The organism is Kitasatospora cinereorecta (genome assembly GCF_024172095.1).
Classification (GTDB): Bacteria; Actinomycetota; Actinomycetes; order Streptomycetales; family Streptomycetaceae; genus Kitasatospora; species Kitasatospora cinereorecta.
The window spans coordinates 388,990-403,309 of record NZ_JAMZDX010000004.1 but is presented as its reverse complement, the minus strand read 5'-3'; the positions used below and the strand labels follow the sequence as shown (position 1 = coordinate 403,309).

Annotated in this window: 16 protein-coding genes; 7 read left to right on the top strand and 9 right to left on the bottom strand. The window is 75.1% G+C overall.

What is annotated here, in order from left to right; all coding sequences use genetic code 11:
* Positions 1-3 precede the first annotated feature (3 nt).
* From FHR36_RS21970 to FHR36_RS21960, 3 genes are all read left to right on the top strand, one after another.
* A complete protein-coding gene (locus FHR36_RS21970; RefSeq protein ID WP_253799879.1) occupies positions 4-501 on the top strand; it encodes a hypothetical protein in 498 nt (165 codons plus the stop codon).
* Positions 498-1,577 carry a serine/threonine-protein kinase gene (locus tag FHR36_RS21965; RefSeq protein ID WP_253799878.1) on the top strand — a complete coding sequence of 360 codons (1,080 nt, stop codon included), beginning with the start codon at positions 498-500 and terminating at the stop codon, positions 1,575-1,577. Before FHR36_RS21970 ends, FHR36_RS21965 begins: the two co-directional genes overlap by 4 nt.
* 160 nt (positions 1,578-1,737) lie before the next feature.
* The gene (locus tag FHR36_RS21960) at positions 1,738-2,805 is read left to right on the top strand and encodes a beta-ketoacyl-[acyl-carrier-protein] synthase family protein (protein ID WP_253799877.1); all 1,068 of its coding nucleotides are present in this window, start codon (positions 1,738-1,740) and stop codon (positions 2,803-2,805) included.
* 14 nt (positions 2,806-2,819) lie between these two features.
* Here the strand turns inward: FHR36_RS21960 and FHR36_RS39995 are convergent, their stop codons facing one another.
* Both FHR36_RS39995 and FHR36_RS21950 read right to left on the bottom strand, forming a co-directional pair.
* Entirely contained in the window at positions 2,820-3,440 is a 621-nt protein-coding gene (locus FHR36_RS39995; protein WP_253799876.1) for a restriction endonuclease, read from the bottom strand.
* A 133-nt stretch (positions 3,441-3,573) separates the two neighbouring features.
* Positions 3,574-4,836, bottom strand: coding sequence for a streptophobe family protein (locus tag FHR36_RS21950; protein ID WP_253799875.1), 1,263 nt, complete (start codon positions 4,834-4,836; stop codon positions 3,574-3,576).
* Positions 4,837-6,003: 1,167 nt separating this feature from the next.
* On the opposite strand from FHR36_RS21950, the gene FHR36_RS21945 reads away from it, so the two are divergent.
* From FHR36_RS21945 to FHR36_RS21935, 3 genes are all read left to right on the top strand, one after another.
* Positions 6,004-7,062 (top strand): DUF6777 domain-containing protein, encoded by a 1,059-nt coding sequence (locus FHR36_RS21945; protein WP_253799874.1) that lies wholly within the window; start codon positions 6,004-6,006, stop codon positions 7,060-7,062.
* Between the two features lie 103 nt (positions 7,063-7,165).
* A complete protein-coding gene (locus tag FHR36_RS21940; protein WP_253799873.1) occupies positions 7,166-7,603 on the top strand; it encodes a GNAT family N-acetyltransferase in 438 nt (145 codons plus the stop codon).
* Positions 7,600-8,166: a CYTH domain-containing protein gene (locus FHR36_RS21935; protein WP_253799872.1), complete on the top strand. Its 567-nt coding sequence runs from the start codon at positions 7,600-7,602 to the stop codon at positions 8,164-8,166. Before FHR36_RS21940 ends, FHR36_RS21935 begins: the two co-directional genes overlap by 4 nt.
* 28 nt (positions 8,167-8,194) lie before the next feature.
* Here the strand turns inward: FHR36_RS21935 and FHR36_RS21930 are convergent, their stop codons facing one another.
* Both FHR36_RS21930 and FHR36_RS21925 read right to left on the bottom strand, forming a co-directional pair.
* Positions 8,195-8,914 (bottom strand): maleylpyruvate isomerase family mycothiol-dependent enzyme, encoded by a 720-nt coding sequence (locus FHR36_RS21930; protein ID WP_253799871.1) that lies wholly within the window; start codon positions 8,912-8,914, stop codon positions 8,195-8,197.
* A 44-nt stretch (positions 8,915-8,958) separates the two neighbouring features.
* Positions 8,959-9,150 (bottom strand): hypothetical protein, encoded by a 192-nt coding sequence (locus tag FHR36_RS21925; RefSeq protein ID WP_253799870.1) that lies wholly within the window; start codon positions 9,148-9,150, stop codon positions 8,959-8,961.
* A gap of 249 nt (positions 9,151-9,399) precedes the next feature.
* Between FHR36_RS21925 and FHR36_RS21920 the strand changes: the two genes are divergently transcribed.
* A complete protein-coding gene (locus tag FHR36_RS21920; RefSeq protein ID WP_253799869.1) occupies positions 9,400-10,767 on the top strand; it encodes an acyltransferase family protein in 1,368 nt (455 codons plus the stop codon).
* Positions 10,768-10,794: 27 nt separating this feature from the next.
* Here FHR36_RS21920 and FHR36_RS21915 read toward each other — a convergent pair whose 3' ends face one another.
* From FHR36_RS21915 to FHR36_RS21895, 5 genes are all read right to left on the bottom strand, one after another.
* Entirely contained in the window at positions 10,795-11,217 is a 423-nt protein-coding gene (locus FHR36_RS21915) for a hypothetical protein (RefSeq protein ID WP_253799868.1), read from the bottom strand.
* 63 nt (positions 11,218-11,280) lie between these two features.
* Positions 11,281-11,658: a hypothetical protein gene (locus FHR36_RS21910; RefSeq protein ID WP_253799867.1), complete on the bottom strand. Its 378-nt coding sequence runs from the start codon at positions 11,656-11,658 to the stop codon at positions 11,281-11,283.
* Positions 11,659-11,959: 301 nt separating this feature from the next.
* Positions 11,960-12,394, bottom strand: a complete 435-nt coding sequence (locus FHR36_RS21905) for a hypothetical protein (protein WP_253799866.1) — start codon at positions 12,392-12,394, stop codon at positions 11,960-11,962.
* A gap of 28 nt (positions 12,395-12,422) precedes the next feature.
* Positions 12,423-13,304 (bottom strand): GNAT family N-acetyltransferase, encoded by an 882-nt coding sequence (locus FHR36_RS21900; protein WP_253799865.1) that lies wholly within the window; start codon positions 13,302-13,304, stop codon positions 12,423-12,425.
* Between the two features lie 118 nt (positions 13,305-13,422).
* Complete coding sequence (locus tag FHR36_RS21895; protein WP_253799864.1) at positions 13,423-14,163, bottom strand: FadR/GntR family transcriptional regulator; 741 nt, start codon at positions 14,161-14,163, stop codon at positions 13,423-13,425.
* Positions 14,164-14,320: the final 157 nt, after the last annotated feature.

Genomic DNA, 14,320 nt, shown 5'->3' with positions numbered 1-14,320 from the left:
CCGATGAACGCGCCCTACGACTTCCGCCCGACCCACGTCGCCCCCGGCGACGGCATGCAGACCTGGGCCGGACCCGACCCGTCCAGCCCCTCGATCCGGCTCGACCCGCTGCTGCCCGTCCAACTGGTCGACGCCAGCGGCAACTGGGGCCGCATCGTCTGCTCCAACGGCTGGTCCGCGTGGGTCGACGGCCGGCTGCTGGTGCCCCTCCCGCAGCGCCCGCCCGGCACCGGACAGCCGCTCGGCACCGAGGAGGACCCGCGCCCGCTGCTCGCCGCCCTGGAACGCTCCCTCGCCTCCTACCGTCGCCTGCTCGACGACCTGGCCGAGGGCACCATCGACCTGGAGACCTTCCGGGACGGCACCCGCGACCTGCGGCTCGGCGCCGTCGTCGACGGCTCCTCGGCCTGGCTGCTCGACCTCGACCAGGGCCGCTGGTACTACTGCGACGGCACCCGCCTGCAGACCTACGCCACCGTGGAACCGGGTGAGCGGCGATGACCACCTCCGCGCGAGCCGACCTCACCGGCCACCAACTGGCCGGCTACCGCCTGGAGAAGCTGATCGGACGCGGCGGCATGGCGGTCGTCTACCGCGCCGAGGACCTCCGGCTCGGCCGGATCGTGGCCGTCAAACTGCTCGCCCCCGAACTCGCCCGCAACGACGTCTTCCGCCAGCGCTTCGCCCGCGAGTCCCGGATCGCCGCCGCCATCGACCACCCCAACATCGTCCCGGTCTACGAGGCGGGCGAGGCCGAGGGCATCCTCTACATCGCGATGCGCTACGTCCGCGGCCGCGACCTGCGCGCCCTGCTCGACCGGGAGGGCCCGCTCTCGGTCCGCAAGACGGCCAGGATCGGCGTCCAGGTCGCCAGCGCGCTGGACGCCGCCCACGCCCGCGAACTGGTCCACCGGGACGTCAAACCCGGCAACATCCTGATCGCCGAGGGCACCGACAGCGAGCACCCCGAGCACGCGTACCTCACCGACTTCGGCCTCACCAAGAAGTCCCTTTCGCTGACCGGCCTCACCAGCGTCGGACAGTTCGTCGGCACGCTCGACTACGTCGCCCCCGAGCAGATCTCCGGCAAGCCGGTGGACGGCCGCTGCGACGTCTACAGCTTGGGCTGCGTGGTCTGGGAGATGCTCACCGGGAGCCCGCCCTACCAGCGCGACGACGACCTCGCCCTGCTCTGGGCCCACCTCAACGACCCGCCCCCGACCCTCTCCGAGCGCCGCCCCGAGCTCGGGCCCGAGCTCGACCGGGTGCTCGCCCGGGCCCTCGCCAAGGCCCCCGACGAACGGTACGGCAGCTGCCTGGAATTCGTCGGAGCGCTGCGGCTCGCCGAGCACACCGCCGGCGGGGGCGGCGGCGCGGCCGTACCGGTGGCCGAACCGACCGCCGTGTCGGAGCAGCCGGTCGCACCCGCGCGGCCCGCGGCGGCCGTGGCGGAGGCTGCGGTCGGGTCCGGTGACATCGCGGCGGAGGCCGAGGTCGAGGCCGAGCCCGTGCCGCCCCCGCCGTGGGCCTGGCCGGTGTTCGGCGTCCTCGACCCCGGCGGGGTGGCCGGCGCCTGAGCTGTGCGTGGCGGTACGACTGCACGGTGGTACGGCCACCGGGCGGTGTGGGGAGGGTGTGTGGGGGTTCGGGGGCCGCATATTCCTGGTCGGACGGGTGGTGTGCCACATTGTGTGATCGTCGGACTCGGCGTCCCGGCGGTGAGAGGTGGGCATCCGGATGGGCGTGTACATCAGCAGACCGGCGGTCCACCTGCCCGCCCACCTGATCCCGCGGCAGCGGATCCACGACGACATGGTGGACCGCCACGGCGACCACCCCCGGCTCGGCACCGTCCGGCGGATCCTCGCTCAGATGCCCGCCGAGCGGCGGTTCTCCCAGCCCTGGGAGGTCGTGGTGGCCGAGCGCGGCCTCGCCGAGCGCAACCGCACCGCCTTCGCCGACCTGGCCGCGATGGGCACCACCGCGGCCCGGCACCTGCTCGACCGGTACGGCGTGGCACCGGACCGGGTGGACTGCGTGGTCACCAGCCACTCCACCGGCGACGCCGTCCCCGGACTCGACGTCCACCTGGCCGCCGAACTCGGCCTGCGCCCCGACGTCCGGCGCCGCCCCCTCACCCAGCTCGGCTGCAACGGCGGCGCCCACGGCCTGGTGATGGCCGTCGAAGCCGTCCGCGCCAACCCCGGCTCACTGGTCCTGCTGGTGGTCGCCGAATCGCTGTCCAGCATCTACCACCACGGCGACACCGGCGTGGAGATGATGGTGTACAAGGCGCTGTGGGGCGACTCCGGCACCGCCGTCCTGGTCTCCGACCGGCCGCTCGGCCCCGGCCTGCGGGTCGAGGACACCTGGGAGTACCTGCTCCCCGACAGCCACCGCCGCTACCGCAAACGCCTCGACGAGACCGGCGTCCACTTCGACTCCGAACGCAGCGCCCCGCAGAGCATCAAGGGCATCTCCCCGGCCCTGCGCCGCTGGCTCGCCCGACCCCTGCCCGGGGCACCGGCCGCGGACGGCGGGCCGTGGCCGCTCGACTTCACCGTCTCGCACACCGGCGGCCCGGCCATCCTCCGGGACCTCGGCGAGCAGCTCGGCCTCGGCGACGAAGCCCTGCGGCACTCCTGGGACTCGCTCGACCGGTCCGGCAACCTCGGGGGAGCCAGCGTCCTCGACGTCCTCGACCGCACCCACGCCGCCCCGCCCCCGGCCGGCGCGACCGGCCTGCTGATCGGCTTCGGCCCGGGCTTCGCCGTCTCCGCGCTGAAGGCCACCTGGGTGGGGTGACGGCCGGTCGGACGTCACACCCAGGGCGGTGCGCCGGTGCCCTCGGCCCAGCGGGCGAGCGAGCGCCGGTCGTACGCCCGAATGCCGACCAGGCGACAGAAATCGGCCGCCGCCCGGGTGAAACCACTGGTGGTGACGACCGCCGCCAGGTCACAGCCGTGCACATCCCGGTACGTCCCGTTGACCTTCTGCACGTCCGCCGACGTCACCATGGTCCGCGGCCCGTACCGCTTCGCCTGGATCAGGATCCGCCGGCCGGTCGGCGCCACGGCCAGCACATCGGCCGCCAGGTCGCCCGCGCCGCCGACCACCCGCACCCGGGTGCAGCCGTCACGCTCGCACAGGAAGGCGAGCGCGTGCTCGAACTGCTTCGGCGTCATCGCGAGGTACCCGCCGATGTGCCGGGACTGCGCGGCCCGCGCCTGGAACAGCTGCCGGCTCGCCGCCGCCCGGCGCCGGTGCAGCACGGCGGCCACCACCGCCCCGACCACGATCAGCAGCACCACCACGACCAGGTGCCGGGCCAGCCAGGAGACCACCGCGCTCACCACGACGATCGCCACCAGGGCGCCCGCGATCAGCAGCAGCGCGTTGTCCCGGGACGACCGCGCACGGCGGGCCGGTCGGCGGCGCACGGGCCTGCGCGGTCCGGTCCGGCGGGATACGGGTCGTCCTGCCACTTGGCTCCCCCTCCGGACCGTCGTGTGCGTACGAGCGTACGGCCGGGGCGGGGAGGGGCGCCCAGGTGTGCGGGGAGATTGACCGGATTCAGCCGGTGGCGGGCGGTACGGGCTGCTGCCGGCCGGGGCGCCGCAGGTGCGGGGCGGCCAGGCCGCCGAGCAGTCCGGCGACCGCGCCCCAACCGGCCGCGATCGGCACGGCGGTGAGCAGGTTCGGCTGGAGGGACACCGACCCGTTGCCACCCAGACCCAGCAGCGACAGCCCGTACACCGCCGAGATCCGGGTCGCCAGGCCGATCAGCAGCATCGCCACCGCGAGCGCCACGGCCAGGTGCAGCGCGTGCCGCCAGGCGGGCAGCGCGACGGGCGCCCGCCAGGCCGTCGCCACGCCCGCGAGCAGCACCAGCACCGCGGCGAGCGGCAGCAGCAGCCACATGCGGCCGTCCTGGTCGGCGAGGGTGGACAGGTCCAGGGTGACGTTCTGCCGCGAACGGAGCACCGCCGCGAGCGGCTCGGGGAACGGCAACCCCAGACTGCCCGACACATGGCCGTCCCAGGACGCCCCGAGACCCACCCCGAGCGCCAGCCACGCCAGGTTCGGCAGCCCCAGCACGATCACCGCCAGCGTCTCGCGCGGCTGACTGCCCACCACCAGCGCCACCACACCGCCGACCACGCCCAGCCCCAGGTACACCAGCACCAGCGTCAGCACCGCGTGCGCCGCCGGACGCACCGACGCGTGGAAGCGCACCAGCCGGCTCGGCAGCGGCGTCCGGCTGGACACCGCCACGGCCAGCACCACCGCGATGAGCAGCCAGAGCAGCGCATGGCCCACCGCCGGACCCGGATCCACCCGGAACCCCACCACCGGCTCGGCACCGATCGCCCCGCCGATCTCGTCCAGCAGCGGCTCACCGGTCGACACCGTGAACGTGTGTCGCGCGGCCGCCGACAGCACCAGGGTCACGGCCGTCCAGACCACCGCGAACTGCACCAGCCGTAACAGCAGCTCACGGCCCCCGACCACGGCGTGGCGGCGCAGCGGACGCAGGAACAGCACCCCCGCCACCAGCGCTCCCGTCACGCTCACCGACAGCGGCAGCGCGGTGATACCGCCCTGCGCCGTCGCCACGAACACGGCGCTGCCGTCCAGCTGCGCCGGAGTGCCGAACGACATCAGGACGGTCGCCGCCACCACGGAGCCGAACCCGCCGCCCGGCAGCGAATCCGCCCCGGCCAGCCACAGGCCCAGCGACGCGACCACCAGCATCGCCGCGAACGCCGCCACCGTCGCCAGCAGGGCGGACGCCCAGCCGCGGACGGCGACCGGGGCACTCTGACTCACCTGCACGCCGGGCTCCCGGGGAGTTGGGGGTGGGCCGGACCTTTCCAGCTTGGTCCACGGCCGGGCGGACGGCGAGTTGCGGGCGGTCCCGGACGCGCGCAGAGAATGAGACGAGCAGGCGTCCCCGCACGCTCGCGGGGGAGTGCGGGGGAGTCCCGACCGGGAGGAGATCCGGTGAGTTCCCAACCGCCGTCCCAGCCAGAACCGCCGGACCGGCAGCCGACCGTCCCCGCCGCCTCCCAGCCACCCGCGGAGCCACCCGGCCCGCCGGAGCCGCCGGATCCGTCTGAGCCGTCTGAGCCGTCGGATTCGGCGGACCCGGCGGACGGGACGGATCCCGACGAGACCCCGACCGAGGTGACCCCGGCGCGGCCGACGGAGGTCGCCCACCCGGCGCCTCCGGCGGAGGGCGGGGACGAGAAGGCTGCGGTGACCCCGGCGTCGCCGAGTGGGGCCGCGCCGGTGGCAGGTGAGCCGGTGGCAGCTGAGCCGGAGGGGGTGGGCGAGGCCGGCAAGGGCGTCGCGCCGCCCGCGCCGACGCAGGTCGTTCCGGTGGCGGGCGAGGAGACTCCGGTGGCCCCGGCGGCCTCGGGCGCGGAACCGCCGGAGCCCACGCGGGTCGTACCGGCGGTGGACGAGAAGGCGACGCCTCCGGCGCCGCCGACCCAGGTGGCCGATTCGCCGCCCGCCCCGCCTGCCCCGACCGAACTCGCCGGTACGCCGCCTGCGCCGACCGAGGTGGCTGCCGAGGCGCCGCCGTCGGGTCTCGGGGCCGCGGCGCGGGCCGCTTCGGACGAGGGGCCGCCAACCGAACTGGCCGGGGCTGCCCCCGGCGCGCCGCCGTCGCAGCCGCCGCCGTCCCGGCCGTCCGAACCTCCGCCGTCGGGGCGGCCGTCGGAGCCGCCGCCGTCCGGGGGCGGGACCGGGCCGCGCACGCCGGGGGCGGTGGCCGGCCTGGCGGCCGGGGCAGCGGCGGCATCCGGGGCGTCGGGGGCGTCGCAGCCGCCGTCCGGACCTCCGGCCGGGCCGCCGTCGGGGCCGCTGTCCGGGCCGGGGGCGGCGCAGCCGTCCGGCGGCGGGGCGGACGCCGGTCTGACCGCGGGGACCGGGGCGGTGCCGGGCGGTGCCACACCGCTCGGGGCGGCGGGCGGTGGCGGGGCGTCGGAGCCGCCGGTGCGGGAGGTGCCCGGTGCGGGTGGCGGCGGGCGTCCGCCCTGGTGGCGCAATCCGCGGATCCTGGCGGTGGCGGCGGGCGTGATCGTGGCGGGGGTGGTCCTGGGCGTGGTGCTGACCAGCCAGTCGTCCACCAACTCGAGCAACCAGGCGTCGGGTCAGCAGCAGGTGGCGCTCCAGCCGGTCGCGGCGACGGGTCAGGACCCGTTCACCGGTTCGGTCGCCGCCGAGCAGCCCGCCTCCTCCGCGTACGCCTCGCCGGCGGGGGCGACCCCGTACGCCTCACCGAGCGGCACTCTCAGCGGTGGTGACGCCGGGTTGTACGGCGGCAGCCAGAAGGTGGCGAGCTGCGACGTGCCGAAGCTCTCCGGGTACCTCGCCGCCAACCCGGACAAGGCGCAGGCCTGGGCGGGCGTCGAGGGCATCCAGCCGAACACCATCGACGCGTACCTGAAGGGCCTGACCCCGGTGGTGCTGCGGGCCGACACCCGGGTGACCAACCACGGGTACAGCAACGGCCAGGCGACGCCGTACCAGGCGGTGCTGCAGTCCGGCACCGCCGTGCTGGTCGACTCGTACGGGGTGCCGCGGGTGCGCTGCGCCTGCGGGAACCCGCTGAAGCCGCCGGCGGACACCGGTGCGAGCACCTCGTACTCGGGCTCGGCGTGGTCCTCGTTCTCGCCGGACCACGTGGTGACGGTGACTCCGGCGCCGAAGAAGGTCGACTCGATGGTGCTGATCGACCCGAAGACCGGCAAGCCGTTCACCCGTCCGGTCGGCGGGACCGGGCAGAACGACACCAGTGCCTCGCCGTCCGCGCCTGCCTCCGGCGGCTCGTCCTCGCACGGTCCCTCCTCGGGTTCGTCCTCGGGCTCCGGTTCGGGATCGCCCGGCGGGCCCTCGTCGAAGCTACCCGGGTCGCAGTCGCCGAAGTCCGGTGGGCAGTCCGGCGCCTCGTCGGCGTCGTCGTACTCGGCCGGGGTGGCGGGCCCGTCGTCGGCGGCCGGCGCGTCCTCGTACGGCAGCCCGGCCGGACCTGGTTCCGCCCCCGCCCAGTGAGGTCCGCAGGCGCCGGGCCGGCCGGGTCGTCTCCGACCCGGCCGGCCGCGGGCGCGGGAAATGACACGTGCGTGCGGGCCCGCCCGCTCGTACGATCCGACGCATGATCACACCGACCGCCGGCGCGTACCGCATCTCCACCGATCCCGACCTGCTCGACCTCGACCTCGTCCACCACTGGCTCTCCACCGACGCCTTCTGGGCCCTCGGCCGCAGCCGCGAGACCGTCGAGAAGGCCGCCGGCGCCTCGATCAACTTCGGCGCGTACGACGGCGAGGGCCGCCAGGTGGCGTACGCGCGGGTGGTCACCGACCTGGCCACCTTCGGGTGGCTGTGCGACGTGTACGTCGACCGCGAGCACCGCGGGCAGGGGCTCGGCACCCGCCTCGCCGAGGCGGTCCGCGACCACCTCGCGCCGTACCGGCTCAAGCGGCTGATGCTCTCCACCCTGGACGCCCACGAGGTGTACGCGCGGGCCGGGTTCGTCCCCTTCGCCGAGCCGCAGAATCTGATGATCATCCCCGGGCCGGCGGCGCCGTGAGCCACGAGCTGCCGAAAGAGGGGAAGTACGCCCGGATCGAGCGCGAGCGGCGCTTCCTGCTGGCCGCGCCGCCCGACCCGGCGCGGGTGGTGGCCGAGCGGCGGATCACCGACCGGTATCTGGCGGGGACGCGGCTGCGGCTGCGCCGGGTCGAGGAGATCGGAGAGGGTGGGGAGGTGGTGTACAAGCTCACCCAGAAGCTGCCGTCCGGGCAGGACGGGCACGTGCAGGGACTGATCACCAACCTGTACCTCTCACCCGAGGAGTACCGGGTGCTGGCCGCGCTCCCGGCGGCCGAGCTGCGCAAGACCCGGCTCGCCGTACCGCCGTTCGGCGTCGACGTCTTCGGCCCGCCGCTGGCCGGACTGGTGCTGGCCGAGGCCGAGTTCGACGACGAGGAGCAGGCGGAGGCGTTCCGGGTGCCGGCGGAGGTGGCGGCCGAGGTGCTGGCCGAGGTGACGGACGACCCGGTCTTCCGCGGCGGAGCGCTCGCCTGGGACGGGCCGGAGCCCGTCCGGGAGCGGCTCGCCGCGTACGGCCTGACGGTGGGAGAGCAGACCTGAGCCGTCGAGGCGTCAGGGCGTCAGCGCATCAGGTCCAGGACCGCACCGGCGGGAGCGGCCAGGTGGGCGGCGCGGGGAGCTCGCCCGGGCGGTCGGTGGTGAGCACGGCGGCGGGGGACCGGCCGCTGAGCCAGCCGAGGAGGAGGTGCGCGGGCGCGGCGACGGCCGGGCCGGTCGCGGCGAGCGTCCAGCGACGGTCCAGGTCGACGGCGTGGACGGCGTGGAGCGGGAAGTCGCGGGCGGCCAAGGCGGCGAGGGTGTCGTCCAGCGCCCACGCCACGTAGTCGGCCGGCCAGTCGGCGGTGGTGTGTCCGGTCGCCAGGTCGGTGTGGTGGGTCTCCAGTTCGCGCCGGCAGCGGTACAGGGTGAACCAGGCGGGGTGCGGCCAGCCCGCCAGTGCGGTCACCGTGGCGTCCCAGGCCGGGGCGGGCATGCGGCGGGCGTCCACCAGGAAGGCGGCGAGACTCCCGCGGAAGTCGGCGACCGGATCGGCGTCATCGGCGTCCTCGGCGCCGATTTGGGGGTGCTGCGGCTCGGCGCCGGTACGGGCCAGGGTGATCAGGCGGCGGTAGGCGTCGGCGGCGCGGGCCAGATGGGTCAGCACGTCCGCGCGGGTCCAGCCGGGGAGGGCGGACGGCTCGCGGAGACCGTCGGCGGTGAGCGCGTCCGCGGCGGCCCCGATCCGGCGGCCGGAACGGGCGAGTTCGTCGATCAGCGCGTCGCGCTCGGCGGCGGAGGGAGGAGTCATGGGCGTGATCGTCCCAGGCGCGCCGGGCGACCCTGCCAGGTGGGTCACCGCCGCAGCGCGCGATAGCGCTTGAGCAGCGCCGTGAGCCTCACCGGGTCGGCGGCGCCGTTGAGTTCACGCACCAGGTCGTCCGGGCAGAGCTCGTAGTGGTCGCCCCACCAGCGCCCGACCTTGTTGTCCCGGATGCGGTAGCCGCCCGGCACCCCGCGGGCCACGTAGCGGCGCCGCCCGCTCACCGGCCGCCGCCACGGTTCTGACCCGCGCCGGTCGGGCTGCCACGGCACGGGCAGCGGTGCGCCCGACTAGCCCAGCCCGCCCGCTTCTTGACGGAGGCCCGGCACGGCAGGCCCGCGAAGTGGTGGGTTGCGCTGCGGAAGTGCATGCGCGGAGTATCGCGACCGGGCCGACGGGCGCCCAACGATTTTGATCGAACCGCAACGGGGGCGCGCTGGACGGGGCCGTGCCCGTACGACCAGAGTGGGGCCATGCCCGCACCAGGCCCCGACGCGAACCGCGCCCGCTACGTCGACCTGCTCCGCGGGGTCGCCATCCTGCTGGTGGTCCTCGGCCACTGGCTGATCACCGCTCTCGTCCGCCACCCCGACGGCACCATCACCGCGCCCGAACTCCTCGCCACCGTGCGGTGGACGCAGTGGCTGACCCTCGGCTTCCAGATCATGCCGATGTTCTTCCTCGCCGGCGGCTACGCGGCCGGCGCGTCCTGGTCCCGCCACCTCGCGGGCGGCGCGGGCGGCGCATGCGATCCAGGTGGCGGTGCGGCGGCCGGTTGGGTGCGGGCTCGGGCCGTCCGGCTGCTGCTTCCCGCCGCCACGTACACCGGTCTCGCGCTCGCCGGGCTCGGCGTGGCCCGCGCCGCGGGGGCGGATCCGGGGCTGCTCGGGATGGTGGGGTGGGCGCTGGCGATGCAGTTCTGGTTCCTGCCGGTGTACCTGGTGATCAGTGCGGCGACGCCGTGGCTGTACGCGGCGTACCGGCGGTGGGGGCTGGGGTCCGTCGCCGCGCTGGGTGGAGCGGCGGTGGTTGCCGATGTCATCGACCTGGCCGGGCGCGGTAGTTGGCACGGCTGGGTCGGCACGCTGAACTACCTGCTGGTGTGGGCGGTCGCGTACGAGCTCGGATTCGCCTGGCAGGGAGGGGAGTTCACCGGGCGGCCGTGGCTCGGGTGGGCGCTCGCAGGCGGGGGCGCGGCGGGGTTCGCGCTGCTGGTCGGGTACGGGCCGTTCCCGGTCAGCCTGATCCTGGTCACCGGCGAGGAGGTCAGCAACACCGACCCGCCCTCGGTCGCCATGCTCGCCTGGGTGCTCGCGCAGTGCGGCCTGTGCCTGGTCGCCGCGCGGCCGGTCGAACGACTGCTGCGCTCGGAACGGCTGTGGCGGACGGTCCGGCCGCTCGGCCGGGCCAGCATGACCCTGTACCTGTGGCACATGGTGCCGGTTCTGGTGGTGGCGGCGGCCTTCTACCTCACCGACCTCGCGCCCGAACCGGCCGTCGGGTCCGGTGCGTGGTGGGCCTGGCGGCCGGTGTGGCTCGCCGTGCTGGTGGTCGGCCTGCTCGGCCTGCTCGCCGCTCTCCGACCCCTGGGCCGGGCGCTGACCGCCCTCGCCGCGGCAGCCCGGCCGCAGGCACCCGTTCGCCGCCCGTACGCGCTGCTCGCCGGAGTCGTGTGCACCGTCGTCCCCCTCGCCACCTGGGCCACCCGGGGCTTCGCACCCGACGGCACCCCGTCCCCGGCGGCGGTCGTGGCCTTCGCCGCGGGCGTGGGACTGATCCTGCTGCCGCCCCCGCAACACCGGCCGGCCCGAGCCGCCGAGGAAGCGCAGGCAGGCGGCTGACCTGCGCGCGTTTGTGCAGCGCGCGGGTCAACGGCCGGTCGGGTCCGTTCCGACGGCGCGGGTCCAGACGGGGAACGGGGTGAGGTTGGGCCGGGTGCCGGTGAGGAAGCGTTCGACGATCGGGTGGAGGTCGTCGGTGGGGGTGTAGGCGCTGCCGAAGGGCAGGTCGTCGGCGGGGACGGAGCCGGTGCAGCAGCGGAGTTGGTCGGCCTGGACATCGTGCCAGACGTAGAAGGTGGCCGGGCCCGTGTGGTGCGTGGCGCGGATGCGGGTGCGGAGAGTGTCGGCCGTGCGCTCGAAGGCGGCGACCACGGCGGGGGCGGTGACGGCGGCCCGGTCCTCATGGTCGGCCAGGATCAGCCAGGTGTTGGTGCCCCACTCCTCGCGGCGGTCGGCGGGATTGAGGGCGAGGGGTTCGTCGGCGATCTCGGCGATCCAGGTCAGCAGCACGTGCTCATTGTCGTGGAGCGGCCGGGCCGGTGCGGGCGCGGGGCCCGCACCGGCCGGCGAAGGTCAGCCAGTGGTGGGAACGACGGTGGGGTCGATGGCAGTCATGCGGGTGCGGGCGGCGTGGGCCTCGGCGGGGCGGCCGAGGGTGTCGAGGTGGTGCTGGTAGGCGTCGAGGGCGGCGAGCAGCGGGGTGCGGCGGATCGGGTCGGCCGGGTCCATGGCCTCGGCGGAGGCGACGGCTTCGGCGAGCAGGGCGAGTCGGGCCTCGGGCAGGTGGGCGGTCTGCCGGGCGAGCTTGAGGAGCGCCCGGGTGAGCTTGGGCCGGTAGACGTCCGGGCTGATCGGGGCGAGCAGGCGGAAGGCCCACACCAGTTCGGACGCGGTGAGCTTGCCGGAGCTGAGCAGCAGCACCCGGGCGCTGGTCACGATGTCGTTCTCCATGGGTCCCCCTTCGTTCGACCACCCCTCCCGGTCGCGCCCCGCCGGGCCGGCGGGGCAGGACGACGCACGCACCGGAACCCCGGTCGACGGCGCGACGGGATCCCGGTACGGGGGAGGAGTGGAATGCGCACGAGTCTGCCCGGCGGCACGGCGCCCGACAAGATCGACAAAGGGTGCTCTCGGTCCTACCGCAGGACGGCCCCGACCGGGCATGATGGATTCGACACTCGCCGCACGCCCGGTCGGGGACGGAGCGGTCTGCGACCCGTCGGAGCGTCAACTCTGCGCGTGGGCCACCGGATCAGTCACCGGTGGTGCCCCAGAAGAACAGCTCCGTCGGACGGCCTGCCGCGTCGTGGACGACGGTGCAGCAGCCGGAACCTCGACCGAACGGCGGGAACCAGCCGTCACCGGCGCGTTCGACGGCCTGCTCGACGGTCTCCCTGGTGGGGCTCGCCGTCCCGAACAGCTCGACGACCTCCGGGCCCTCGACCACTCGGACCTCGCCGGGCTCCTCGGTGTCGGGCTCGCAGCGGACCACGCGGTCGACGTCGAGCACCGAGTGCGCCGGCTCCTCGTCGAGCCGTCCGCTCTCCGTGAGCGCGGCCAACGTCTCGATGCCCTCCTCGCGGTAGTACTCGGCGTCGCGCGCGAAGACGGCCGCGCGGAGGCTGTCGAGTGCCGCCTGCTCGCTGTGCTGCAAGGGCGTGACGTACGACCAACTGCTCGCTCCCATACGGGCGACCCTACCGAGGTCCGCGAGGTCAGAGGTCGAGCTGGTAGGTGAGCGCGGTGTGGGTGGGGCGGTAGCCGAGGACGTGGTTGACGGCGCGCATGGGGGCGTTGGAGTCGGCGGTGTCGGTGAGCAGGCCGGCCAGGCGGGGGTGGCGGCGGCGGGCGGCGAGGACGGACTCGGCCTTCATCCAGGTGCTGAGGCCGCGGCCGCGGTGCTCGGGCAGGACGCCGGTGCCGTAGTGCTGGGCGTCGCCGGTGCCGTCGCCGGGGACGACCAGTTCGGTGAAGCCGACGACGGAGCCGTCGGACTCGTCGACGGCGGCCACCGTGTGGAGCAGTTCGCCGCGGCGGGCGACCGCGGCGGCGGCGTCGAGGACGCGTGCGGCGTCCCAGGTGACGGTGCCGTAGTCGGTCTCGTCCATCGGCATGTCGTCCATCGCCCGGCGGGAGGCGGTGAAGGTGGCCAGCAGCTCGTCGGGGACGGCGCCGTCCCAGGAGACCAGCCGGTAGCCGGGGTGGGGGCGTGCCACGAGGGCGGCGAGGGCGGCGGGGTCGGTGTCCGCGAGGGGGAGGCGGGCGTGGCGGAGGGTGAGGACGGGGCGGAAGCCGCGGGCGGCGAGGAAGGCGTCGGCGGGGGAGCCCTCGTCGGCCTGGGCGAGGAGGCTGCGGCGGCCGTCGGCGCGGGCGGCGTCGGTGGCGGCGGCGAGGAGGCGGCTGCCGGTGCCTCGGCGGCGCTCGGCGGGGTGGACCTGGAGGTCGAGCTCGGCGAGGTGCTGCTGGCCGGGCGCGGTGAACAGGCGCAGTGAGGCGCTCCCGAGCGGATGCCCCGCTGCGGCGGAGGCCAGCCAGACCAGGCGGCGGCCGGAGGTGGCCTCGGTGTCGGTGAGCGGGGCGGTGATGCGGACGGTCAAGGGGGCTCCAGGCTGCGGCGGTGATCGACTCGCCGGTACGGAACCAGCTGCGGGGGAGCGCGGGCAAGCGGATTTGCGGCCGTCGCCTGCGGGCGCCCCGGCCTGCGGGCGCCCCGGTTCAGGCGAGGAAGGCGCGGAGCAGGGTGGCGGTGGCCTGAAGGTGTTCCTCGGTGGCGCGGCGGGCGGTGGTGGGGTCGCCGCCGAGGATGGCGTGGGTGATGGCGTGGTGCTGGTGGGAGGCGTGGTCGATGTTGCGGCCGAGCATGGGGATGGCGTTGAGGAGGTCGTTGAGGCGCATGCGGGCGTCGGCGATGGCGGCGGCGAGGGACGGTGAGCCGGTGAGTTCGCCGATGGCGAGGTGGAAGCGGGAGTCGCACTGGCGGTACTGCTCGACGCTGGCGCCGTCCGCGTCGGCGAGGCGTTGCAGCAGGTAGGCGCGCTGGTCGTCGGAGAGTTCGCGTCTGGCGGCGAGGTCGGCGGCGCCGGTCTCCAGGACGAGGCGGAAGGCGAGGGCGTCCTCGAGTTCGGCGCCGAGGTCCTGGGCGGCGCGGCGGAGCTGGTCGACGTCGGGGGCGGGGAGCCGGTAGGTGACGAAGGTGCCGCCGTACCGGCCGCGGCGGGCTTCGACGTAGCCGGCTTCCTGGAGGGAGCGGAGGGCTTCGCGGAGGGTCTCGCGGCTGATGCCGAGGCGGGTGGCGAGGTCGCGTTCGGCGGGCAGGCGGTCGCCGTGGGCGAGGACGCCGAGCTTGATCGCCTGAAGGATGCGTTCGACGGTCTCCTCGAAGGCGTTGCCGGTCCTGACCGGCCGGAAGGCCGCGTCGACCTGGCCGTTCATGGGTGTCTGCGCTGCCTGATCCACGCGGGCATCGTACCCACGTGCGGGCCGGGGACGGGGGTGCGGAGGGGAGCTTCGGTCGGTTGATCGTCAGCTCTTGACGTGGTGCCCCGCCGGGGTGAACGATACGGCCCAACCACCCAATGGAACGAAAGCAGACCATTAACCCCCACTGACCCCC